This is a genomic window from Janibacter sp. HTCC2649, from assembly GCF_000152705.1.
GTDB lineage: Bacteria > Actinomycetota > Actinomycetes > Actinomycetales > Dermatophilaceae > Knoellia.
Genome location: NZ_CH672413.1, coordinates 3,810,271 through 3,832,496, shown reverse-complemented (window position 1 = coordinate 3,832,496; position 22,226 = coordinate 3,810,271). Strand labels below are relative to the sequence as shown.

Genomic DNA, 22,226 nt, shown 5'->3' with positions numbered 1-22,226 from the left:
TCAGCGCCCCGGAAGGTGCGTTGGCAACGTGAATCTCGGTCCGCGCCGTGGCCGCATCGCACCGGACAGCTCGAGGAGGCGCTGGACCCGATAGCGATGCCCGGCATACGGCTCGAGCAGCTCCGCGAGCCCGTCGTCGTCAACGGGCGAGCCGGTCAACGCCCAGCCGATGTTCTTGGCCACGTGGTAGTCCCCGAAACTCACCGCGTCCGCATCACCGAGCGCCCGATGCGCCACCTCGTTGGCGGTCCACCGCCCCACACCGGGCACGGTCTCGAGACGACGGCGTGCCTCGAGGGACGGCATACCCACCGTCTGTTCGAGCCGACCGGCTCGCGCCGCCACCAGGACCGCCGGACGGGAGCGGGCGCCGTCGACCCCCGCACGCAACCACTCCCACGACGGGATGAGCGCCCACGTCTTCGGGTCCGGTGGGACGAACAGGCGCAGGTCTGCGCCGATGCCGGGCGCGGGAGTTCCGTTGCGGCGCACCAGAGTTCGGTATGCCGCGAAGGCCTCTTTGCCCGTCACTCGCTGTTCGATGATGGTCGGGATGAGTGCCTGGACCACCAGCCCGGAGGCGGGCACGCGCCAGCCCGCGAAGCGACGTCGCGCTTCCCCGACCACGTCGTGGTGGCTCTCGAAGTCGGCGTCGTCATCGTGCTCGCCCAGGAGATGGGGAAGTCGATCGAGCACCCACTCGGCGCCCTCGCCCCAGGCCTGCGCCTCGACCTCACCGAGACGCGGGTGGTCGATCAACCGCAGAGTCACCGGCCCCGTCGGCACCCGCCAGGCAAACACCCAGGTCCGTCCACGGTCGGACCACGACGTCGGGTCACCGCCCCCGCGACGGAACGTCGAGATCACCGCGCCGAGCTGCAACGGGCGCTCGGGGCGCACCGTGCGAGTCAGGGCCGCGCCGTCACTCATCCGACGTGACGGGGTGCGACTCGCAGCTCGGGGCCCGCGGGTGACGTCGGCTGCCTGAAGGCGAGCCACACATAGGTGGGGACGAGCGGAAGTGTTGCGGCGAGGGCCTTCTCGGGCAGACGGCCGACCCACTCGGGGATGACGTCACCACCCGAGAACGCAGCGGGATCGGCGAGCACCGGCAGTGTGTAGTCCCACACGTCGAAGGCCGCAAACATGCGTCGGAGCCCGGCGGGGGTGGAGTACTTCTCGTAGTAGTGATCACCCTTGCGAGCCAGCCTCATGTAGCGATCGGCGGCCCGCTGGGGCAACCACGAGAGGAACGGCAGGCGGTGGTGCGGCTCGATGACCTGCCAGCGGTGGCCGATGCCGAGATAGAGGACGCCCCCCGGCGCGAGCACTCGGTGGATGTCGGCGACGACGGCATCGGGATCGACGACGTGCTCGTAGATGTGGTTGAGGACCACGACGTCGACGGAGTTGTCCTCGAAGGGCAGGTCCTCGCCGCGCGCCACCCGGAAGTCGACGCGCTCCCCGAAGCGTTCACGCGCCTTGGCCAGCCCGGGTTCGTCGATGTCGACACCGGTCGTCTGCGCGCCCGCGAGGGCCAGCTCGTCGGCGATGAACCCGGCCGAGCACCCGACATCGACAGCGCGCAGCCCAGCCAGCGGACCACCCGAGTCGGACGCCGAACGGCCCAGCCCGTGGGCGATGACGGAGATGAGCTTGGCGGCCTTCTGGCGCCGCGCCTGCTCATCGAGCATCTTGCCCATCTGCTCGGAGTAGGCCAGCTGCTCCTCACGCGGCTTCGGATCGCTCATGACCGTGATCCTAGGAGGTGGTGCGAGCGCGCCCAGGTCCAGCCGACCGCCGCGACCACGACATCGGTGACGACGGTGAAGAAGCGCGAGATGACGACGATCGCGAACGCGGCCGGGAACGGCATGAGCGCACCGAGGAGCACGGCCAGCACCCCGTCGCGCACTCCCACCCCAGCGGGCACGATGACCGAGAACATCCCGATCGCCGATGCCAGCGCGAACCCGCAGATCGACGTGACGAGCAGGTCGCGCACCGGGGTGTCGGGCGACATGGCGTGGGCGAGGACGAGGATCGACAGCCCCGCGCTCAGCCAGGCGAGGACGAACCACAGTGAGGTCAGGGCGATGGCGGGGGCCGTGAGCGAGTGCTCGAGCGGCTCACGTCGCAGCAGCCGCAACACCAGCGCGATGCCCCAGTTGAGCAGCCGCGGCCAGAGCAGCAGGAGCAGCACGAGCGCCGGCGCGAACCACCACAGCGACCGCACCTCCCCCGACCGCGCGAGCAGCAGCGGCAGGGCGGGCACGCCGACGATGGCACCGGTCAGCACCGACAAGAGGATCGACAGCAGCCCGACGATGCCCATGCGCCGTCGCGGCACGCCGAGGCGCGAACCCAGGTCGGCCTGGGCCATGACGCTCCACACCGAGCCGGGGAGGTATTTGCCGAGCTGCCCGACGAAGAACACGCTGGCGCCAGCGGGAATCGGCAGTCGGGTCCCGAGGTCGTTGAGCAACACCCGCCACCCGAGCAGGCTGAAGATCGGGGCGAGGAGCGCGAGGACGAACGCCCCGGCGAGCGTCGCGGCCGGAACCTCTCGCAGGTGGGCCGAGACCTCGCTCCAGTTGCGCCAAACCGCAATGACGACGGCGAGCAGGACGAGGACGGCGACGACGATGCGGACGACGTCGAGCAGCCGCTTGCGGGTCATCGCTTCACCAACGTCACAGGTTCACCGGCGCCGGAACGTGAGTCGCAGAATCCCGTATGCCGGTACCGCACCTGACCGACGCCCCTCCGGTTGCGCTGCGCGCACCTCACGTGCCGAGGCCGAGGCCTGGCGGATGCGCTCGGTGATGTCGCCGTCGACATCGCCGACGAGCACGAGGCCGAGGTCGTCGGCGCGCGCGAGGATGCCGCGGATGTCGGCCGGCGGGATGGCCCACTCGGGGTCGTCCTCGCCGACCGGCAGCGTGATGATGAGCAGGCCGCCCGAGCGCAGAGCCCAGGAGGCCTGTGCCACAGCGTGATCGACGTCCTCGGCCCCACAGCCTCCGGGGTGGAGGCGCGCCATGACGTCGAGGCTGGCGGTGTCGACATCGAGGACCTCGACCGAGGTGCGTCGACCGGTGAGCTCGAGCTCGACGGGTTCGAAGCCCAGGGCCCGGACCCAGCGGGAGAACGGACTGCGGGTCCCGGACTCGTCGACGATGACCGCTCCACGGCGCCCGTCGTCACGGATGCGCAGAACGGCAGCGAGAGCGCCCAGGGCAGCCCACGCGGACACCGCATCGGAGCAGCGCGGGAGCCCGAGCTCACGGGCCAGCGACTGCGCCTCGAGCGCGTCCGTGTCGAGTGCGAGCACGTCGGAGGCGCGCACCCACTCGGGGAAGTCGGACGGCCGCAGGGTCAGATGCTTGCGACGACGCAGGCGGGCGGCCGTGATGAGGTCCTTGGCCTTCTGCACCGGGGTATCCGGCGGCACGACCTCGGGCTCGGAGTCGTCCACGAGAGCCTCGGACTCGGCGCTGGCCAGGACCTCGATGCCGCCGACGTAGTGCGCCCACGGTCCGCTGAGATCAGGCGGGCGGACAGCGTCACGCAACTGGCCGGCATACCCACGGTCAGAGAGGCGACGCAACGCCTCGACGAGCGATGCACGGTCGTCCGGTGGCACGAGAAGTCCGTCGACACCGTCGCGGACCTGCCCACCGAAGGTGCCCACGTGGGTGGCGAGGACCGGAAGTCCGTGGAGTCTGGCCAGCAGCACGTTCTGCGAGGCGGTCGCGTGGCGATAGGTCAGGGTGAGCACGTCGTGGCGGGCCAAAAGGGCAGCGATGCGGTCGGCGGGGACGTAGCCGCTGTGCACCTCGACGCGACCGGCGAGACGCGGATCGGCGGCCAGCTCCTTGACCTTGCGACCGCTGTCGCCCCACATCTCCCCCGCGATGGTCAGCTCGAGATCGGGGACGTCGAGCATGGCGTCGAGGAGCAGGTCGACACCCTTGTAGTCGCGCACGATGCCGAGCGCGAGCAGGCGGGTGGGTCCGGTCGACTCGACGTGCTTCTCGGGCGGACCGCCAGGCAGATGGGGCGGGAGGTCGAGCTCGCGCACATGCGCGGCTCCGAGCTCCGTGGCGAGCTTGGCCTGCGAATCCGAGTGCACGACAACGGAATCCACACGACGGAAGAGCGCCTCCATGAACTGGCGATCGCCGGGGCGGGTCTCGTGCGGCAGGACGTTGTGGGCGATGACGATCGAGCGCGGACCCCGCCCACTGCTCGACGTGCGACCGACTCCGGCCGCGCGCAGGATGGCGAGGTTGGACGGGACGCCCGGCGGGATGACGTGGACGATGATGATCGCGTCCATCTCGCGCAGGCGGCGGCCGGTGCGCACCCAGGTGTCGGGACGGGCCCACGACAGCGACCGGATCGTGCGCGGGAACGGCTCGACGTCGGGGGCGCCACCGGGCACGGCCTGCTCGCCCGGATAGAGCAGCGACGGATAGAGGTGCGACCACGACACCAACGTGACGTCGTGACCCGCCTCGGCCAGCTCGTGGCAGAGCTCCGTGGTGTGTGAGGCGACGCCACCCTTGTAGGGGTGCGTCGGCCCGACCACTGCGACGCGCAGCGAGGCCGAGTTGTCCCGGTCAAACACCGTCTCTCGACCTCACCACGAGGTCGGAGAGGAGGGCGAGGGAGCCGATCATGATGCCGCTGACGATGAGGAGCACCGTGGACGCAGGGAAGTAGAACGGGTGCCGCACCATGTCGACGACGCCCTTGCCGAAGCCGATGATGATCATCCACAGCGCCGGCGGCATGAGGACCTTGAGCGGGTCGAAATACATGACCATGCGCAGCACCTGCAGGATGTAGCGGTAGGCGTCACCCACGAAGTGGAACTTGCTCACGCCGGCCCGCTTGGCGTACGACGTCTCGATGTACTTGATGTCGTGCTGGTTGCTCAGGAACGCGATGGTGATCGTCGTGACGCACGAGAAGCCGGCCGGCAGCAGCCGCAGGTAGGGCAGCGACACCTCGCGGCGGAACGCGCGCAGACCCGAGTTGAGGTCGGGGATCTTGGTCTTCGTCAGCCACTGGGCGACGTTGCGGATGAACCACTTCGCCGGGACACGCGCCCACTTGTGCGTGCCCTCTTCGGTGGTGCGCGCGCCGACGACCTGGTCGTAGCTCGGGTCGTCGCGCAGGATCCGGACGAGCTCGGGGATCCGCTCGTTCTCGTAGGTCATGTCCGCGTCGGTCCACACGACGATCTCGCCGTGGGCCTGCTGGGTGCCGATGCGGCGAGCCGTGCCGGAACCACCGTTGCGGCGGAACGGCATGATCCGCAGGTTCGCGAAGTCGCGCGCCGCCTGCTCCAACACCTCGAGCGTGTTGTCGGTCGACGCGTCGTCGATGCAGAGCAGCTCGTAGGTGAACTCGCTGCTGTTCATCGCCGCGGTGATGCGGTCGATCTCCTTGAGGACGTGGGCGCCCTCGTTGTAGCAGGGCAGGACGATCGTGACGTAGGGGCGGGGCGAGCCGTCCTCGAGGAGCGCCGAGCGCGTCTCCGGTTCAACCGTTGGGTATGCCGCCCGCTCACCGTGCGCTGCCGTGTCACCGACCGCTCCGGGGTCGTCACTGCTGCCCGCGAGCTCGCCGGTGCGCACCGTGATGCGCTCCGTCGGTGCTCCGGAAGAGGGTGCGGCGGGAGGGGCGGTGGGCGCGGGTGCCGTGGTCGCGATGACCTCGGTCTCGGGATGCTCGTTCATCGCTTCCGAGACTACCCGGCGGCGACCTTCTCGCCTGCCGTCGGCAGCACCCTGGGCAGGGTGAGTGAGTAGGCCGCGCCCGCGAGGGCCACGACGCCGAGCACGAGCCAGATCGTGTTGGTCCCGTGCCCGAGCAACCAGGTGTAGGCGACGGGGGCGATCGTCCCGCCGATCGCCCACACGAGCTGCACGAGCCCCAGGTAGCGGCCACGCAGGTGGTCGGGTGCGGCTTCGGCGGCCGTGGCACTGAAGACGGGCCCGCCGACGAGCTCCCCGCCGGTGTAGATCGCGGCCCCCACGAGCATCGCGACGACGGCCAGCCACACCGGCAACCACCCGGCGAGCACGAAGATCGCGTAGCCCGCGACGAAGAGGAGCTGGTTGAGAGCCATCATCCGGGCCCGGACCCGACCCGTCATCCATCGAACCGTGAGCCCCTGACCCAGCCCGACCATGATCGTGTTGAGGGTGAAGATCGCCCCGACGAGCCAGCCCGGCAGACCAAGGGTCGTCGCGGCATACACCGGCAGGGCGAAGTTGAGCACCATGATCCCGACGACGAGCGCGAGCTGGGCGACGACGAAGCGGCGATAGGCGCGATCGCGCAGGACCACACCCCAGCCCTCGACCGGTGCCTCGTCCGCCCGGGCAATGCGGTGGTCGGGCACGTCGAGCAGGAGGACGTAGGCGAGGACGAAGCTGGCGGCGTTGGCGATGACCACGGCCTTGAACGCCGTCTCGGTGCCGATCTGCACGGCGATGCCGGCGAGGACGCCGCCGACGGCGTAGCCGAGGTTGCGCAGCGCCTGCAGGAACCCGAACCACGTCTCACGCTCACCGGGCCGGGTGATCGCGGTGACGACGTTGCCGAAGGAGCCCCAGAACGCCTGCCGCCCGAGGTTGAGCAGCACGGTGAACAGGGCGACCGACCAGAACGCCTCGGCCCACAGGTAGGCCAGCATCCCCACGCCCTGGACGACGTTGCCGATGAGCATCATCCGGCGCCCACCGAGCCGGTCGACGAGCGTCCCGATGACGAACGCAGCCGGGAGGGTCAGCAGGGCCGACACGGAGAGCGCGGCGCCGATCTGGACGAGGGTGAGGTCTGTGACCTTGAGGAAATAGAGGATCGTGACGGGCAGGAAGAGCCCGCTGCCGATGGTGTCGGCGACGATCGCGGAGACGAAGCGGCGGTGCGTCCCCACGCGGGGAAACCCCAGACGCTCAAGCACTCGCCTTCCTCCCGCGGCCGGTGCGCCAGTCGAGCGACCACGAGGACATGCGGATGGCGATGACGGCGCTGCCCGCGACGACGGCCGAGACGATGACGGGGAGCTCGACCGTGCGCAGGATGAAGTAGGCGACGCAGCCCGGGACCGCCGCGAGCACGTAGAACGAGCCGGGCTTGAAGTGCTCTGGCGTCTCGTTGATGAGGACGTCGCGGATGAGCGCTCCCCCGACACCCGCGACGGCGCCGACGAAGACGCACGAGATCGCCGGCAGGCCGACGGTCATGGCGCGGTCGGTGCCGAGCACGGAGTACATCGCCAGGGCCATGGCGTCGAGCAGGGTGAAGGCGATGTCGCGGCGGAACCGCGCTCGGCCGACGAGGGCGAGCAGCGGTGCGACGAGGAGGCCGCCGAGGAACGCGGAGGGCAGCAGCCACGGGGAGGTCAGGGCCCGCACCGGCACCTGGAGCAGGAGGTCACGCAGGAGCGCACCACCGAGTCCGCCGATGACCGCGAGGAAGAGGACGCCGACGATGTCGAAGCCCTGACGGCGAGCCGCGAGCGCACCGGCCAGACCGCCGAAGCCGACAGCGACGACGTCGATCCAGAGCGGGATGGCGAGCGAGTTCACGCGAGAACCCTAGAGCCTCAGAGAATCGCCTTCGTGCCCCTGACGGACACGATCCGTCGGCCGAAGGCCTCCGTCTGCGTGTCCGTCAGGGGCACGAAGTCGGCACACGCACCCGTCCCGGCCACCCGGCATACCCCGGGGTCAGGGTTCGTGGATCGGCTCCTTGGGGAGCTTGCGCACCTTGTCGCGTCGGCGTCGACGCTCGGGGATCATCGAGCGCATCTCCTCGAGCTTGCCGAAGCAGAGCAGCCGGTCCTGCGGCTCGAGCGCGGTGCGCCGTCGCGGGTTGGGGATGACCGTGGTGCCGCGGTGCAGGGTGAGCACCGTGATGTCGCGGTCCTCGAGCCCGGACTCCGCGATCGTCTTGCCCACGAGGTCGGCACCACCGTGGACGACGAGCTCGGCGACGCCGTATCCCGTTGAGACAGTGAGGCGCTGGCGCACGTCGATCTCGGGGAACGCGACCTGGTTGCCGATGTAGTCGATGATCGCGCCGGCGACGTCGAGCTTGGTCGCGGCCTCGATCCCTTCGAGTCCAGGCGAGGAGTTGACCTCCATGACGAGGGGGCCGTCGGCGCCCTCGAGCATGTCGACGCCGGCCACACGCAGCCCCATGATCTGGGCCGAACGCACCGCGGCCTGCTCGAAGGCCGGGTCGAGCGTCACCCCTTGGACCGAACCTCCCCGGTGGACGTTGGAGCGGAACTCGTCACCCTGCGCCGTCCGCCGCATGGCAGCGACGACGCGGTCGCCGACGACGAGCGCACGGATGTCGCGACCCTTGCTCTCCTTGACGAAGCTCTGGATGAGGACGTTCTGGCTCGTGCTCTGCAGCGTCTCGATGATCGCCTCGGCGACCTTGGTGTCGGGCGCGAGGATGACGCCGATGCCCTGCGTGCCCTCGAGCAGCTTGATGACGACCGGCGCGCCACCCACCCGTTCGATCGCGGGCAACACGTCAGCCCGGTTGCGCACAAAGGTCGTGGCCGGCATACCGATCTGGTGCCGGGACAGGATCTGGGTCGCCCGCAGCTTGTCGCGCGAGTTCGAGATCCCGTTGGCGGTGTTGGGCGTGTAGACGTCCATCTGCTCGAACTGACGCACCACGGCCGTGCCGAAGTAGGTCACCGATGCCCCGACCCGCGGCAGGATCGCGTCATAGTCCGAGAGCGTCCGACCGCGGAACTGCAGGTCCGGCTCGGGCCCCGACAGGTCGATGGCAAAGCGCAACGTGTTGAGCACCTTGACGTCGTGGCCCCGATCGAGGGCGGCGGTGCGGAGCCGTTGGGTCGAATAGGCCTTGGGCGCGCGCGAGAGAATCGCTAGCTTCATGTGGGGTACCTGCAAAGATGGTCGGGTGCCGGTCAAATCCCATCCAACCATCCGTGTCGGATGGCGCGAATGGGTGCGTATGCCGTCCGCCGGACTTCCGTGGATCAAGGCCAAGATCGACACGGGGGCTCGCTCCTCGTCGGTGCACGCCTTCGACCTCCAGCGCTTCGAGCGTGACGGAGAGCCGTGGGTGCGTTTCTCGATCCACCCGTGGCAGGGCAGCGACCAGGATGCGGTCACCCTCGAGCGCCCGATCGTCGACGAGCGGCAGGTGCGCTCGTCCTCGGGGCACTCCGAGAAGCGTCTGGTCGTCGAGCTCGAACTGGTCCTCGCTCGGCGCCGTCGCACCACCGAGGTGACGCTGAGCAAGCGTGACGAGATGGGATTCCGGATGCTCATCGGTCGCGAGACGCTGCTGCATGGCTTCGTCGTCGACCCGGCCGTCTCCTATCTCGGGCCGCGGCCCAAGCTGCACCTGCGTCGTCGCAACAGGGGGCGTTGATGAGCTCCGAACCCCAGGATGGCCCAGCCGAGAAGGATGGCCCCGCCGCCAAGCCGGGACGCACGGCAGCGCCGGTGCGCAAGACCAAGCCCACTCGCACGTCGTTTGCCATCGGCAGCGTCAAGGTGCGCCCCGGCCACACCCGCGAGATCGGGCTGCCGATCACCAAGCTCGTGACGGGTTCGGAGATCAGCCTCCCGGTGCGGGTCGTCCATGGTCGTCATGACGGACCGGTCGTGTGGATCAACGCCGCCATCCACGGTGACGAGGTCGTCGGCGTCGAGGTCATCCGGCGCGTGCTCGCGACCCTCTCCCCCAAGACCTTCCGCGGCACGCTGCTCGCTGTCCCGATCGTCAACGTCCACGGCTTCATGGCCGGCGACCGCTACCTCCCGGACCGGCGTGACCTCAACCGCTCGTTCCCGGGGTCGCCTCGCGGCTCCCTCGCTGGGCGCATCGCGAACCTGATGATGCGCGAGGTCGTCGACAAGTGCGAGGTCGGCATCGACCTGCACACCGGCTCGGACCGGCGCACGAACCTGCCGCAGATCCGGGCCGACCTCGACGACCCCCGCACGCGCGCGCTGGCCGAGGCGTTCGGGGCGCCGGTGATGCTCCACGCCAAGCTCCGCGACGGATCGTTGCGAGCGGCGGCCCGCGAGGGCGGCGCGACCGTGCTGCTCTTCGAGTCGGGCGAGGCGATGCGCTTCGACCAGTGGGCGATCGAGGCCGGCGTCGCCGGTGTGCTCCGTGTGCTCGCGGCGCTCGACATGATCGACGCCACCGTCACGACGAGCGCTGCGGCCACGGCCGCGGCTGCGGTGTCCAGCGGCGCCGGGGACCTCGCTCTCCCCGCTCCCCCACCCGGTCTCGTGAGTCGCCGCAGCAGCTGGGTGCGGGCTCGACGCACCGGCATCGTCCACCTCGACGCCACCTTGGGGCAGCGGGTCGAGGTCGGCGACCGACTGGGCGGCCTGAGCAACTCGTTCGGCCGGACGTTGCGCCTCGTGAAGGCCGAGCGGGCCGGCGTCATCATCGGCCGCACGACGGCACCCCTGGTCAACCGCGGCGATGCCCTCGTCCACATCGCCGAGATCGAGGGCGCCGAGCCGCCCGGCATCCCCGACAGCCCGGCCGCGAGTGATGGCTTCAACGCCCTCGACCAGATCCAGGTCCTCTGACGTGGCAGAACGCGTCACGTTCCCCAGCTCCTCCGGCGAGCTGCTCGCGGGGCTCATCGACCTGCCCCCGGGCCACGTGCGCGGCTGGGGCGTGTTCTCCCACGGATTCACGCTGGGCAAGGACTGCCCGGCAGCCTCCCGCATCTGCAAACAGCTGGCCGCCGAGGGCATCGGCATGCTCCGCTTCGACAACCTCGGACTGGGCGACTCCGAGGGCGAGTGGGGCGACGGGTCCTTCTCGCACAAGGTCGCCGACACCGTCGAGGCTGCCCGCTTCATGGCCGCGAACGGTCGGCAGATCGAGCTGCTCGTCGGCCACTCCTTCGGCGGCGCCGCCGTGCTCGCCGCCGCGGCCGACATCCCCGAGGCTCGCGCGGTCGCGACGGTGGGCGCACCCTTCGACCCCTCGCACGTGGAGCACCAGTACGACGCCGTCGTCGAGCGGGTCATCGCCGAGGGCGAGGCCGTCGCGACGTTCGGCAACAAGGCGCTGACCCTGCGCCGTGAGTTCGTCGAGGACGTGCGGCGGGCTGACCTGCGCGAGTGCATCACGAGCCTGCGGCGTCCGCTGCTCGTCCTGCACTCCCCGACCGACAACACCGTGGGAATCGCCAACGCGAGCGAGATCTTCCGGACAGCCCGCCACCCCCGCAACTTCATCTCGCTCGAGGGCTCGGACCACTTGCTCACCGCCCCCGGTCAGGCCAAGCGCGCGGCCCGCATCATCAGCGCGTGGGCCGACCAGTACCTCGTCGACTGACTCCACCGACCGGTCAGACGGTCGACTCCCGGGCGAGGTCAAAGTACGGCGCATCACCGGCTTCGAGCCGTGCCGTCAGCGCGTCGTAGCCCTCTGCTCGGAGGAATTCGACCTCGCGAGTGGTCAGGGGGACGGCTTGGAGCCAATGAATGTCCTGCGTGACCCCTTCCACGCTCGCCGTACTCAAATCGTCAAAGACGAAGGGCTCGGTCCACATGACGTGCGGGGTTGTCGACGTGGCGCTGTACTCACGGACAGCATCGGGAAAGACGACTCCGGGGGCCGCCAGCCAGCCAGACTTCATGATGTTGAAGGCAGCCGTGGCCACAACGTTCCCCGCGTAGTCATGGCTGCTGAGCACGGTCATCAGGAGTTCGACGCGAATGTCCTCACCCTCGAGACGGTCCTCACCCTCGAGACGGTTTTCGTGGGCGTGAAGAGATGCTGTTGAGAAGGTGCTCAGCGGTGTTTCCGGCGATCCGAGCGCCTCTACCACTGCTACGGCATGGTCTTCGCGCTCGTCGTAGTAGGCGCGCGTCGAGCACTCCCCGCCAAGCCGGGCGGCGAGAAAGCGAGAGACCAGTGGCCGCGTCTCGGGCAGGGGTGGACGCTTGACCATCAGGGGAACTCCTCTGGGCCGGTGGAACGGACGGTTGGGGTGTTGGACGAAGTCGTACCTCAGTGTGGTCGAGGGGGACGCTGACCTTCCCGAAAGGGAGGCACGAGGTGGCCATCTGTGACCATGATGAACGCATGTTGAGCACGATGCAGGACGAGCCGCTGTCCCTTGCCACCATCCTTCGCCACGCGATGACGTCCAAGGCCGATGCGGAGGTCGCCACCTGGACGGGTTCAGAGGTGCGCCGGATGACCTTCGGCGAGATGGGTCGTCAGGCGGGTCGTCTCGCCAACGCCCTGCGAGAGCTCGGCGTGGAGCAGACCGATCGGGTCGGGACCTTCATGTGGAACAACAACGAGCACTTCGTGGCCTACAACGCGATCCCGGCGATGGGCTCCGTCCTGCACGCCCTCAACATCAGGCTGTTCCCCGAGCAGCTCACCTTCGTGGCCAACCACGCCGAGGACAAGGTCGTCATCGTCGACGGGTCGCTCCTTCCCCTCTTCGGGCCATTGCTCCCGGGGCTCAAGAGCGTTCAACACGTGATCGTCGCCAACGGTGACGCCAGCGCGCTCGAGGCACCGGCGGGCGTGAGCGTGCACTCCTATGACGACCTGCTCGCAGCGCAGTCCGAGGACTTCGACTTCCCCGTCGTCGACGAGCGGATGGCTGCGGCGATGTGCTACACCTCCGGCACGACGGGCGACCCCAAGGGCGTGGCCTATTCACACCGGTCGAGCGTCCTGCACTCGATGCAGGTGTGCACCAGTGACGGCATGGGCTTGTCCGAGCGCGACAACACCCTCGTCATCGTGCCGATGTTCCACGCGAACGCGTGGGGCCTTCCCTACGCCGCCCTCATGTGTGGTGCCTCCCTGCTCATGCCCGATCGATTCCTCCAGCCCGAGCCGATTCTGGCCATGATGCAGGCCGAGCAGCCGACCTTCGCCGCAGCCGTCCCCACCATCTGGACGGGGGTGCTCGGCCAACTGGCGGCCCACCCGCAGGACATCACCCACCTTCGTTCGGTCATCGTCGGAGGTTCGGCCGTCCCGCCCGCGATGATGAAGGCGTTCGACGACAAGCACGGCGTCCCCATCCTGCACGCCTGGGGAATGACCGAGACGTCACCGTTGGGTTCGGTGGCGCACCCGCCGAGCAGAGTCCCGCAGGACGAGGTCTGGGACTACCGCATCAGTCAGGGACAGTTCGCGGCGTCGGTCCAGGCCCGCCTCCTCGATGACGACGGCAACGTCATGCCCCACGACGGCGAGAGCCTGGGCGAGCTCGAGGTCAAGGGTCCGTGGATCGCCAGCTCCTACTACTCCGCGGACGGTGTGGCGGTCGAGCCCGAGAAGTTCCACCACGGCTGGTTGCGCACCGGCGACGTCGGCAAGATCACCGCCAATGGCTACCTCACCCTCGTCGACAGGTCCAAGGACGTCATCAAGTCCGGTGGCGAATGGATCTCCTCGGTCGACCTCGAGAACGCGGTCATGTCGCACTCGGACGTGGTCGAAGCGGCCGTCATCGGCGTGCCCGACGACGCCTGGGACGAACGGCCGCTCGTGGCTGTCGTGCTGCACGAGGGCGCATCCGCCGATGCGGAGGCGCTGAGAGCCTCCCTCGCCACGACCTTCGCCAAGTGGCAGCTGCCCGAGCGCTGGGTGTTCATCTCGGAGGTCCCCAAGACGAGTGTCGGCAAGTTCGACAAGAAGGTGATCCGTGCGCAGTACGCCGACGGCCAGCTCGACGTCGTGACCCTCGCAGGCCCCACACGGCCATAGCGCCCCGCGTCGGCGTCATTGCTCGAGGACCCGCTGTGTCCGGCGTCACGTGACTGTGGAAGCGTTGACCCCGTGGACACTGGCGCGGTACTCGACCTCATGAAGCAGGTGGCCGCCGAGGTCATCACCCCCCGATTTCGGTCGTTGGCCGACGGCGAGGTGATCGAGAAGAACCCGGGTGACCTCGTCACCGTCGCCGACCGTGAAGCCGAAGTGCTCATCACCAAGGCGCTCAGCGCGGCATACCCCGATGCCGTTGTCCTGGGCGAGGAGGCACACGCCGCCGACGGAAGCATCCTTGAGCGCTACACCGCGGCTGAGCACGCGTTCACGGTCGACCCGGTCGATGGCACCAAGAACTTCGTGCACGGCAACCCCGATCACGCGGTCATGATCGCCGAAACCGTTGCGGGACAGACGATTCGTAGTTGGATCTGGCAGCCCGAGCACGAGATCGCCTGGGTCGCCGAACGCGGCGCCGGCGTCGAACGCAACGGTGAGCGCGTCACCCGCCAGCCCGTCGCCGCCGACGACGACCCCCGTGGCGCGACGTCCATCTGGTCGCTGCGCGGTCACGCCCTCGCGGATCTGCCTGCGCTGCAACCCTCCTGGGTGTGCTGCGGCGTCGACTACCCCAACCTCATCGAGGGCAAGGTCGACTACATCCTCTACAGCCGATCCAACGCCTGGGACCACGCGCCCGGCTCGCTCATGGTCACCGAGGCCGGCGGGTTCGTCGGTCACCTCGACGGCGTCGAGTACGGCCCCCGCTCGACCGTTCCCGGTCTCATCGTCGCCGCAGACAGGACGACGTATGCCGCCGTCGCCCGCCGCATGCCGCAGGACCTCGTCCCGCGCTGATCGCACATCCCCTGCGCCTCCCGGCGTCTGAGGAGTCGGCTCAGTAGCGGGTGGTGCGCCCCGTCCACACCTCGACGGACAGCGGCACGAGGCTGTCCGGACGCCGTTCCAGCAGCCGGTCGTCCTCGGCGACGAAGACGTCGCTGACCTGACGAATCTCGCTCGCGCGCAGGGCATCCAACGCCTTGGTGCCTTCGGCGGCGAGCAGGATGAGGCGGCCACCCTTGGCACTGACCGCGTCGTCGATCGTCACGACTGTCGTGGCAAAGCGTGCCGGGTCCTGCTGCAGGGCTCTGGTCGTCGACAGCACCGGGTGGCCGCACTGTCCACGGACAACCTGCGGCCACTCGTTGGCCGCCCTCGAGTCCACCGCGAGGACCACGTCACCGTCCTTGAGTGAGGCACACACGCCCTCCACGGCGGCGAGCTCTCCCAGCTCCACGCGCTCACCCTTGTGCGGCCAGGTCGCGAAGGCCGTCGGGACGATGGTCGCTGCGACGAGAACCACGCCCGCCCCGATCGCGACGGCGACGGGAGCTCGACGCGAGAGGTGGCGGACGGCATACGCGGCTGCTGCGACGCACAGGAGGATGACGAACGGCAGGACGATGACGAGACGGCGCTCGGCCCACGGATGGTCGGGAGTGATGCCGGGACGCCAGAGGGTGAGGACGGTGGAACCGGCTCCGACGAGGAGCGGTCCGGTCCACGCCGGCAGCGACTCCCCCGCCGTCCACGTGCTCGCCACCACACGCACCGCGCAGGCCAGCGTCACGAGCGCGATGACCAACGCCGGGATGCCGACCCACCACGACAGCCAGGCGACCGTCTGTTCGGCGTAGGTGCGGCCACCATCGACTGCCAGGCCCTGCCTCAGCTGGAGCCCGGCGACGACGCGTGAACCCGGGTCATCAGGTGACTGGCGCACGGTCTGCCACAACGGCCGGCTGGCGAGGAAGAGGCCGAGAACGACGACCCCGACACCCAGTCCAGTGGGCAGGAGTCGCGAAATCGACTGTGACACAGCGCCTCCACGCCGCTGCCACCAGAGCAGCCCGGCCGACAGTAGCCCCATGATGACGCCGAGTCCGACGAGGGGAACGAGACTCGCGGCGATGCTGCCGAGGTACTGGTTCGAGAGCCACAGGGCCGCAAGTCCCGCGAGGACGGTTGAGACACCGGCCCCGATCAGAGTCGTGCGCGGCCACTTCTGACCTTGCGCGAGAGCCAACGCGGCGACCGGGATGAGCAGGATGGTCTCGCGCAGCCCGTCGATGCGGACGAACGCCGTCCCGCCGATGAGGACGCCAGCCAGCAGCGCGGCGCGACCGATCTCTCCCCGGCCTCCCTGACGGGCGGCGATCACCAGAGCGAGCAGCCCGCCGCCGAGGGTCACCATGGCCAAGGGTTCGGAGTAGGTCGCCCGGGCCGTGTGCAGGACCGGGAAGAGGAGGGCCACACCCGCAGCGGCCAGCGGCGACCAGCGGGGTGCGCCGATGCGAGCGGTGAGCAGCCCCAGGCCGAGGATGCCGAGGGCCGACACGAGGGCCGGGAAGAGCAGGGCACCCGCCGGTCCACCGAGCCACACCCCCATCGACCAGATCGCGCCAGGTCCGATGACGAACTGCGGCTGGATCGCGGGGTCCGCGTCGCCGCCGACCTCGTAGAAGGCCGGGCTGGCGAGGGTGATGCCGTCGAGGGCGAGGACCTCAGGACCGCCCACCGATGCGGGATCCACCGGCACGACGCGATGGTGCGTCTCCGCCATGGAGATCGCCGACTGGAGGTAGCTCGCGGAATCGCGCCGAGGCAGGACCTGCTCGGAATGCGTTGTGGCAGTCCAGATTCCGGCACCCACGCTGACGACGACGAGGAGCGCTGCGGTCCAGACGGGCAACGCCCGAGCGGGTATGCCGTGTGCCAACCACCCGCTCGCACCCGCACCGACCAGGGCGAGAGGCAGGACCAGCCACGGGAACCACGCGCCCAGCCCCGCCAGCACCACGGCGAGCAGCGACATCGCGACGACCCACGTCGCCGCCCCGAGGACGATCGTCTGGAGCCACCGACCCCCAGCCCGCTCGAGCGGTGAGGAAGGCAGGTCCTCGTCAGCGATCGGCAGCGAGCGGCTCATGGGCGCCAACGCTATCCGTTGGGGTTCGCACCCTTCGCGCGGCGGGCCGACCGTTGCCCGGCTCGGCTACTGGAGCCCCACGTGTCCCGGGTGCGGCTCGGACGGGATGACCCCGAGGCGTCCGGCCTGGAAGTCCTCGAAGGCCTGGACCAGCTCGGCGCGCGTGTTCATCACGAACGGCCCGTAGGCCGCCACAGGTTCGCGAATCGGCAGCCCGCCCAGGACCATGACCTCGAGCTGAGGACTGCGTGACTCCTGGCGTTCCGTGGCGCTGACCCTGATCGAGTCACCCGCGCCCAGCACCGCGAGCTGCCCCATCCGGATGGGTCGCCGCTCAGCGCCGACCTGACCGTTTCCCGCCATCACGTAGACGAGCGCGTTGAAGTCCGGTCGCCACGGGATGTCCACCTCGGCACCGGGCTCGATGGTGGCGTGGACGAGTGCGATGGGGGTGTGCGTGATCCCGGGACCAGCGTGTCCGCCGACCTCACCGGCGATGACGCGCAGCAGCGCGCCGCCGTCCGGTGAGCTGAGCAGGCGAACCTCGCCGCCGCGGATGTCCTGATACCTCGGGTCGGACATCTTCTGCCGGCTGGGCAGGTTGACCCACAGCTGGGTTCCGTGGAACAGCCCACCATTGACGACGACCTCCTCGGGCGGCGCCTCGATGTGCAGCAGGCCGGAACCGGCGGTCATCCACTGGGTGTCCCCGTCGGAGATGACGCCACCACCACCGTGGGAGTCCTTGTGCTCGAAGGTCCCGTCGAGCATGTAGGTCACCGTCTCGAACCCACGGTGTGGGTGCCACGGTGTGCCCTTCGGCTCACCCGGCGCGTACTCGACCTCACCCATCTGGTCCATGTGGATGAAGGGATCGAGGTCGGCCACGTCGACACCGGCGAAGGCGCGACGCACGGGAAAACCCTCACCCTCGAAGCCACTTGGCGCGGTGGTGATGCTCTTGACCGGCCGACCTTGGGCGGTCACGTCGGGAGCGGCGAGCCTCGGCAGGGCGAGCACGTTGTCAACCGTCACTGCAGGCATGTCTACCTCCGTTGAGAGATTGAAACTTCAATCAGAGTATGCAGCGTGGGCCGCTTTCGGTCTATTCCGCACCCTGGGTGCCATCCTCGCCCCTTCCGTAGGGTGACTGCTGTGACCCGACCCGCCGATGTCCTGCAGCAGATGCTCCGCTCCGACTCCGCGAAGCCGCGGATCACGACCTACGACGACACCGACGGCCCGACCCGGGGTGAACGCATCGAGCTTTCCGCACGCGTCCTCGGCAACTGGGTCAACAAGGCAGCCAACGCCCTGCAGGACGAGTTCGACATCGCCCCCGGCTCAGTCATCCACCTCGACCTCCCGCCGCACTGGCGCACGGCCTACTGGGCTCTGGCCGCTTGGTCCGTCGGAGCCACCGTCAGCACCGACGCTGCGGACACCACACCAGACCTCCTGGTCACGACCGACCCCGACGCCGCCGGAGCCAGCGACTCCCCCGCCGTCCTCGTCACTCTCGCCGGACTCGCCCGCTCCGCCGCCGCACCCGTCCCGCAGGGCGTCATGGACGAGGCCAAGGAGCTCAGCACCCACGGCGACCAGTTCGCCGCCTACGAAGAACCCGAAGACAGCGACACCGCACTCATCGCGGGTGGCGAGCGAACGGCATACGCCGATCTTGTTGTCCCACAGCGGAACTCAGCAGAACGCCGGCACCTCACGATGACTGATACGGCCGACTTCCTCCGCGCCTGCCTTGCCCTGTGGGCGGCAGACGGATCGGTCGTGCTCAGTCGCGGCGAGGCGCCGGCGGACGTTCTGGTGGAGCGGTCCCGGGTCGAGGGGGCCATTTCGGACTCAGCCTCCTGACCCGGGAGCGCGCTACATCTGCTTCTCGACGGCCTTCCAGGTCAGCGTCGCGACGACACCGGTCTGGCTGAGCTTGGCTCGCGCCTGCGCCGCCTTCACGGCCGCGAGGGTCGCGGGACCGAAGTTGCCGTCTGCCGTGATGCGCAGGGCCCGCTGCAGGGCGACCACGTTTGCGCCCTTGGAGCCGGACTTGGCCACCGTGGCCCAGTAGGGGATGAGCGGGTGCACGGTGAGCTCGAGACGGTTCCAGGTCTTGAGGTTGACGACTCCGGACGCGGGGAGGCCCCACCTGGTCTGAAGCGCCTTCACCGCACCGACCGTGGCCTGCCCGAAGGCTCCGTCAACCGCCAGGCCCCCGAGACCGGCCTGGAGCACCTTGACTGCAGTGCCCTTGGACCCGGCGCTCAGCATCGTCGACTTGTAGGCCGTGAACTCCGTGCTCGTCGGCGAGGTCGTGGCTGGCGGCGGGGTGGTCGTCGGGGTCTGACCCATGAGGGCGGCCCACGTGGCGGAAGCGACGACACCGGTCGGGCTGATGCCCTTGGAGGTCTGGTACGCCTTGACCTTGGTCTCGGTGCCGGGACCGAAGCTGCCGTCGGCGGTGATTCTGAGGGCCTTCTGCAGGGCGATGACGGCGGGACCCTTGGAGCCTCGCTGGATCACGCTCTTGGCATAGGCCGAGAGCGGCGACGTGGTCGGCGCCGGGGGCGTGGTCGGCGTCGGCGTCGTGCCCATCAGGGCCTTCCACGTGGACGAGGCGACGACACCGGTGGGCGAGATCCCCTTGGACGACTGGTACGCCTTGACCTTGGTCTCGGTCCCCGGGCCGAAGCTGCCGTCCGCGGTGAGACCGAGGGCCTTCTGCAGGGCGATGACGGCGGGACCCTTGGAGCCCCGCTGGATGACCGTGTTGACGTAGGCGGACAGCGGACTGGGCGCCGTGGTGCCGCCGGTGCGGGACGGGATGAGCTTGAGCTGGACGAGCTTGGTCCACGTGGCGTTGTCGAGCTGCTTGGTGACAGCGACGCCATTGCGTGACTGGAACGACGCCACGGCCGCCTCGGTGCCTGGACCGAACTGTCCGTCCTTGCTCAGGCCGAGTGCACCCTGGGCGATCAACAGGTCCTTGTGGGAGTCACCTCGCTTGAGCAGCGGGTAGCCGGACGCCGTCATCGTCGGAGTGGTGACCACCGGCGTGCTGGGGTCGGCGACGGGGCCGGAGTACCTGACGGCCAAAAGCGCCTTGCCCGTCCACCACGACGTCTGCTGGTAGGCGCCGTCCCAGGTGAACGAGATGTGGATGTGGTCGGTGTGCGGGGCACTGCCGGTGTACGGCGCCCAGCCACGACCCGGGTCGTATGCACGCCACATCTGGCGGTTCCAGATGATGTAGTTGATGCCGAAGCGACGGGCCATGGCGCCCGGGCGGCCCTGCGCGTCGGGCGCGGAGAGCCAGCGAGTGATCGCGTTGCCGAGAGCGAGGCCGTCGGCGGTGTAGGCGTTGTTCATCCAGTCGAGGGCGCGGCCTTCGCCGTGCTCGAGCGCGCACATCCGGTTGATGCCGTAGACGTGCTTGCCGTACGTGTCGTTGAGCAGCTTCGCGAAGGCGGTCGGCCCCGGACGGTCACCGGTGAGGCAGCGGTAGCCCTCCTGGTACTTCGGGGCGATGTCGAGCTCGCTCGGCAGCGGCTTCGTCGGGGGCGGCGGGATGCTCGATGCCAATGTGGCAGAGGCAGATCCGCCCGCGAGGGAGAGACCGAAAGGGATCGACAGGAGAGAGACGGAGACGGCACCGAGGGCGCGAACCGGTCCTCGGGTCGACGTGGCAGGCAGGGTGGCGCGCGTCAACGAAAGCTCCTCAGGGGCAACGGAGTGAAGCGATGTGTGCCCCGTGCGCCGTCCCAGACGTCACACCAGACACTTTGGCAAGGTCAGTTGTCCCATCTGTCACACTGGTTACGCAAGTGGAACGGGGTGAATTACACGCATGTACTTCGCCCGACCCCGTCTGGTGCGGTGGAATCTCCGGCAAATACACGCAAATTCAGGAAAATCTCCCGCTCGTGTCGCGGCCCCATAACTAGTCCCGGGCTCTGGACCCCCACCACATCGAAGCCCTCCCCCTCGGTGACTAGAGTCACCGCCATGGACAAGGTCGTCTCCTCTGCAGCCGCAGCCCTCGAGGACGTCCGCGACGGTGCCAGCCTGGCCGTCGGCGGATTCGGGCTCTGCGGCATACCCAGCGTTCTCATCGCCGAGCTGCACGCCAAGGGGGTGCGCGACCTCGAGGTCTTCTCCAACAACTGCGGTGTGGACGACTGGGGTCTGGGCATCCTTCTCGGCAACAAGCAGATCCGGCGCATGGTCTCCTCCTACGTCGGCGAGAACAAGGAGTTCGCCCGCCAGTACCTCCAGGGCGAGCTCGAGGTCGAGCTGACACCGCAGGGCACCCTGGCCGAGCGCCTGCGCGCCGGCGGCGCCGGCATCGCAGCCTTCTTCACCCCGACCGGTGTCGGGAGCCAGGTCGCCGATGGTGGACTGCCGTGGAGGTATGCCGCTGACGGGACTGTCGCTCTCGCCTCACCTCCCAAGGAGACGAGGACCTTCGGGCTCGGCGGCGAGGAACGCACCTTCGTCCTCGAGGAGGGCATCGCCGCCGACTTCGGGCTCGTGCGCGCCTGGAAGGGCGACCGCCACGGCAACCTGATCTTCAACAAGTCCTCGCGCAACTTCAACCCGCTCTGCGCGATGTCGGGGCGCGTCACGATCGCCGAGGTCGAGGAGCTCGTCGAGCCGGGCGAGCTCGACCCCGACCAGATCCACCTGCCCGGGATCTACGTCCAGCGCGTGGTCCCCCTGACGCCAGAACAGGCTCAGGACAAGCGAATTGAGAAGCGCACCGTGACGACCCCGAAGGAGGCCTGACCATGGCCCTCACTCGCGACGAGATGGCCGCACGCGCGGCCAGCGAACTGACCGACGGCTCCTACGTCAACCTCGGCATCGGCCTCCCGACGCTCGTCCCCAACTTCGTCCCCGACGACGTCGAGCTCGTCCTCCAGTCCGAGAACGGCATCCTCGGTGTCGGCGCCTACCCGGTCGAGGACGCGGTCGACCCCGACCTCATCAATGCGGGCAAGGAGACGGTGACGACCCGTCGTGGCGCGAGCTACTTCGACAGCGCGACGAGCTTCGGGATGATCCGGGGCGGCAAGGTCGACGCAGCCATCCTCGGCGCAATGCAGGTGTCACGCGCCGGCGACATCGCCAACTGGATGATCCCCGGCAAGATGGTCAAGGGCATGGGCGGCGCGATGGACCTCGTCCACGGCGCCAAGAAGGTCATCGTCCTCATGGAGCACGTCGCCAAGGACGGCACCCACAAGATCGTCGACGAGTGCGACCTCCCCATCACCGGGCTCGGTGTCGTGCAACGGATCATCACCGATCTCGCGGTCATCGACGTGACCGCCGACGGCCTCGTCGTGCGCGAGCTCGCCCCCGGGGTCACCGAGGACGAGCTGCGCGAGAAGACGGGGCCCGAGCTGACCTTCACCCTGGGGTGATC

Annotated in this window: 20 protein-coding genes; 8 read left to right on the top strand and 12 right to left on the bottom strand. The window is 69.1% G+C overall.

Annotation, left to right across the window (positions count from 1 at the left end):
* From JNB_RS18310 to JNB_RS18275, 8 genes are all read right to left on the bottom strand, one after another.
* Positions 1–930 (bottom strand): DNA-3-methyladenine glycosylase, encoded by a 930-nt coding sequence (locus tag JNB_RS18310; protein WP_009778022.1) that lies wholly within the window; start codon positions 928–930, stop codon positions 1–3.
* Complete coding sequence (locus JNB_RS18305; protein ID WP_009778021.1) at positions 927–1,751, bottom strand: class I SAM-dependent methyltransferase; 825 nt, start codon at positions 1,749–1,751, stop codon at positions 927–929. The genes JNB_RS18310 and JNB_RS18305 overlap by 4 nt, the downstream gene beginning before the upstream one ends.
* Positions 1,748–2,680: a lysylphosphatidylglycerol synthase domain-containing protein gene (locus JNB_RS18300; protein WP_009778020.1), complete on the bottom strand. Its 933-nt coding sequence runs from the start codon at positions 2,678–2,680 to the stop codon at positions 1,748–1,750. The genes JNB_RS18305 and JNB_RS18300 overlap by 4 nt, the downstream gene beginning before the upstream one ends.
* Positions 2,681–2,701: 21 nt before the next feature.
* Positions 2,702–4,633 (bottom strand): glycosyltransferase family 4 protein, encoded by a 1,932-nt coding sequence (locus JNB_RS18295; RefSeq protein WP_009778019.1) that lies wholly within the window; start codon positions 4,631–4,633, stop codon positions 2,702–2,704.
* A complete protein-coding gene (locus JNB_RS18290; RefSeq protein WP_009778018.1) occupies positions 4,626–5,750 on the bottom strand; it encodes a glycosyltransferase family 2 protein in 1,125 nt (374 codons plus the stop codon). Before JNB_RS18290 ends, JNB_RS18295 begins: the two co-directional genes overlap by 8 nt.
* Positions 5,751–5,761: 11 nt before the next feature.
* Positions 5,762–6,955, bottom strand: a complete 1,194-nt coding sequence (locus JNB_RS18285) for an MFS transporter (protein ID WP_009778017.1) — start codon at positions 6,953–6,955, stop codon at positions 5,762–5,764.
* 19 nt (positions 6,956–6,974) lie between these two features.
* Positions 6,975–7,610: a trimeric intracellular cation channel family protein gene (locus tag JNB_RS18280; protein ID WP_009778016.1), complete on the bottom strand. Its 636-nt coding sequence runs from the start codon at positions 7,608–7,610 to the stop codon at positions 6,975–6,977.
* A 141-nt stretch (positions 7,611–7,751) separates the two neighbouring features.
* Positions 7,752–8,942, bottom strand: coding sequence for a RimK family alpha-L-glutamate ligase (locus JNB_RS18275; protein WP_009778014.1), 1,191 nt, complete (start codon positions 8,940–8,942; stop codon positions 7,752–7,754).
* Positions 8,943–8,967: 25 nt separating this feature from the next.
* On the opposite strand from JNB_RS18275, the gene JNB_RS18270 reads away from it, so the two are divergent.
* From JNB_RS18270 to JNB_RS18260, 3 genes are read left to right on the top strand one after another with little or no spacing between them, the layout of a single operon-like run.
* The gene (locus JNB_RS18270) at positions 8,968–9,444 is read left to right on the top strand and encodes an ATP-dependent zinc protease (protein ID WP_256364581.1); all 477 of its coding nucleotides are present in this window, start codon (positions 8,968–8,970) and stop codon (positions 9,442–9,444) included.
* The gene (locus JNB_RS18265) at positions 9,444–10,625 is read left to right on the top strand and encodes a succinylglutamate desuccinylase/aspartoacylase family protein (protein ID WP_009778012.1); all 1,182 of its coding nucleotides are present in this window, start codon (positions 9,444–9,446) and stop codon (positions 10,623–10,625) included. The genes JNB_RS18270 and JNB_RS18265 overlap by 1 nt, the downstream gene beginning before the upstream one ends.
* A complete protein-coding gene (locus JNB_RS18260) occupies positions 10,588–11,385 on the top strand; it encodes an alpha/beta fold hydrolase (RefSeq protein WP_202795243.1) in 798 nt (265 codons plus the stop codon). Before JNB_RS18265 ends, JNB_RS18260 begins: the two co-directional genes overlap by 38 nt.
* Before the next feature lie 13 nt (positions 11,386–11,398).
* On the opposite strand, the gene JNB_RS20725 is transcribed toward JNB_RS18260, so the two are convergent.
* Complete coding sequence (locus tag JNB_RS20725; RefSeq protein WP_009778010.1) at positions 11,399–12,004, bottom strand: suppressor of fused domain protein; 606 nt, start codon at positions 12,002–12,004, stop codon at positions 11,399–11,401.
* A 134-nt stretch (positions 12,005–12,138) separates the two neighbouring features.
* On the opposite strand from JNB_RS20725, the gene JNB_RS18250 reads away from it, so the two are divergent.
* Positions 12,139–13,791 carry a long-chain fatty acid--CoA ligase gene (locus tag JNB_RS18250; RefSeq protein ID WP_040883972.1) on the top strand — a complete coding sequence of 551 codons (1,653 nt, stop codon included), beginning with the start codon at positions 12,139–12,141 and terminating at the stop codon, positions 13,789–13,791.
* A gap of 72 nt (positions 13,792–13,863) precedes the next feature.
* On the top strand, positions 13,864–14,652 hold the full coding sequence (locus tag JNB_RS18245; RefSeq protein WP_009778008.1) for an inositol monophosphatase: 789 nt from the start codon (positions 13,864–13,866) through the stop codon (positions 14,650–14,652).
* 40 nt (positions 14,653–14,692) lie between these two features.
* On the opposite strand, the gene JNB_RS18240 is transcribed toward JNB_RS18245, so the two are convergent.
* Complete coding sequence (locus JNB_RS18240; protein ID WP_009778007.1) at positions 14,693–16,786, bottom strand: hypothetical protein; 2,094 nt, start codon at positions 16,784–16,786, stop codon at positions 14,693–14,695.
* A 66-nt stretch (positions 16,787–16,852) separates the two neighbouring features.
* Positions 16,853–17,830 (bottom strand): pirin family protein, encoded by a 978-nt coding sequence (locus JNB_RS18235; protein WP_040883971.1) that lies wholly within the window; start codon positions 17,828–17,830, stop codon positions 16,853–16,855.
* A 111-nt stretch (positions 17,831–17,941) separates the two neighbouring features.
* On the opposite strand from JNB_RS18235, the gene JNB_RS18230 reads away from it, so the two are divergent.
* Positions 17,942–18,658: a TIGR03089 family protein gene (locus JNB_RS18230; RefSeq protein ID WP_009778005.1), complete on the top strand. Its 717-nt coding sequence runs from the start codon at positions 17,942–17,944 to the stop codon at positions 18,656–18,658.
* A 12-nt stretch (positions 18,659–18,670) separates the two neighbouring features.
* Here JNB_RS18230 and JNB_RS18225 read toward each other — a convergent pair whose 3' ends face one another.
* Positions 18,671–20,506 (bottom strand): peptidoglycan-binding protein, encoded by a 1,836-nt coding sequence (locus JNB_RS18225; protein ID WP_009778004.1) that lies wholly within the window; start codon positions 20,504–20,506, stop codon positions 18,671–18,673.
* Between the two features lie 297 nt (positions 20,507–20,803).
* Between JNB_RS18225 and JNB_RS18220 the strand changes: the two genes are divergently transcribed.
* Positions 20,804–21,583 carry a CoA transferase subunit A gene (locus tag JNB_RS18220; RefSeq protein WP_009778003.1) on the top strand — a complete coding sequence of 260 codons (780 nt, stop codon included), beginning with the start codon at positions 20,804–20,806 and terminating at the stop codon, positions 21,581–21,583.
* Positions 21,584–21,585: 2 nt separating this feature from the next.
* Positions 21,586–22,224 (top strand): 3-oxoacid CoA-transferase subunit B, encoded by a 639-nt coding sequence (locus tag JNB_RS18215; RefSeq protein WP_009778002.1) that lies wholly within the window; start codon positions 21,586–21,588, stop codon positions 22,222–22,224.
* Positions 22,225–22,226 lie beyond the last annotated feature (2 nt).

Coding starts and splice junctions, on each gene's coding strand:
- JNB_RS18275 (WP_009778014.1), bottom strand. CDS start 8,942: ATGAAGCTAGCGATTCTCTCGCGCGCGCCCAAGGCCTATTCGACCCAA.
- JNB_RS18215 (WP_009778002.1), top strand. CDS start 21,586: ATGGCCCTCACTCGCGACGAGATGGCCGCACGCGCGGCCAGCGAACTG.
- JNB_RS18310 (WP_009778022.1), bottom strand. CDS start 930: ATGAGTGACGGCGCGGCCCTGACTCGCACGGTGCGCCCCGAGCGCCCG.
- JNB_RS18235 (WP_040883971.1), bottom strand. CDS start 17,830: ATGCCTGCAGTGACGGTTGACAACGTGCTCGCCCTGCCGAGGCTCGCC.
- JNB_RS18265 (WP_009778012.1), top strand. CDS start 9,444: ATGAGCTCCGAACCCCAGGATGGCCCAGCCGAGAAGGATGGCCCCGCC.
- JNB_RS18240 (WP_009778007.1), bottom strand. CDS start 16,786: ATGAGCCGCTCGCTGCCGATCGCTGACGAGGACCTGCCTTCCTCACCG.
- JNB_RS18220 (WP_009778003.1), top strand. CDS start 20,804: ATGGACAAGGTCGTCTCCTCTGCAGCCGCAGCCCTCGAGGACGTCCGC.
- JNB_RS18305 (WP_009778021.1), bottom strand. CDS start 1,751: ATGAGCGATCCGAAGCCGCGTGAGGAGCAGCTGGCCTACTCCGAGCAG.
- JNB_RS18300 (WP_009778020.1), bottom strand. CDS start 2,680: ATGACCCGCAAGCGGCTGCTCGACGTCGTCCGCATCGTCGTCGCCGTC.
- JNB_RS18260 (WP_202795243.1), top strand. CDS start 10,588: ATGGCTTCAACGCCCTCGACCAGATCCAGGTCCTCTGACGTGGCAGAA.
- JNB_RS18290 (WP_009778018.1), bottom strand. CDS start 5,750: ATGAACGAGCATCCCGAGACCGAGGTCATCGCGACCACGGCACCCGCG.
- JNB_RS18250 (WP_040883972.1), top strand. CDS start 12,139: ATGTTGAGCACGATGCAGGACGAGCCGCTGTCCCTTGCCACCATCCTT.
- JNB_RS20725 (WP_009778010.1), bottom strand. CDS start 12,004: ATGGTCAAGCGTCCACCCCTGCCCGAGACGCGGCCACTGGTCTCTCGC.